1 protein-coding gene is annotated in these 526 nt (G+C 78.7%); it reads left to right on the plus strand.

The window, feature by feature from the left end; translation table 11 throughout:
* Positions 1 to 526: SAM-dependent methyltransferase (locus GTW08_RS06930; RefSeq protein ID WP_202416565.1), on the plus strand; the 526-nt coding region annotated here is incomplete at both ends.

Here is a 526-nt window from a genome sequence, read left to right on the forward strand (position 1 = left end):
GCGCTCGACCGTGCTCGCCGACGCCGTCCGCGACCTCCTGCCGCCGGGCCCGCTGCTGGTGCGCGACCTCGGCTGCGGCACCGGGTCGATGGGCCGCTGGCTCGCCCCGCGCCTCGCCCGGCCCGGTGGCCAGCACTGGGTCCTGCACGATCGCGACCCCGTCGTGCTCTCCCACGCCGTCGCGTCGCTGCCCGGCGGGGTGACCGGTGGAGCCGGGCCCGGCGACCTCACCGGGTTCGGCGCCGACCTGCTGGCCGGGACGTCGCTGATCACCGCCTCCGCGCTGCTCGACCTGCTCACCGCGGACGAGATGGACGCCCTGGCCGCTGTCTGCACGGCCGCCGGCTGCCCCGTGCTGTTCACCCTGACCGTGTCCGGCCGGGTCCGGCTGCACCCCGAGGACCCGCTCGACGCCGAGATCGGCGCCGCCTTCGACGACCACCAGCGCCGCGACGAGAACGGCCGGCGGATGCTCGGGCCGGACGCCCCCGCCGCCGCGGCGGCCGCGTTCGCCCGGCACGGCGCG

Origin of the sequence: Pseudonocardia sp. SID8383 (assembly GCF_009864975.1) — a bacterium.
GTDB classification, from domain to species: domain Bacteria; phylum Actinomycetota; class Actinomycetes; order Mycobacteriales; family Pseudonocardiaceae; genus Pseudonocardia; species Pseudonocardia alni.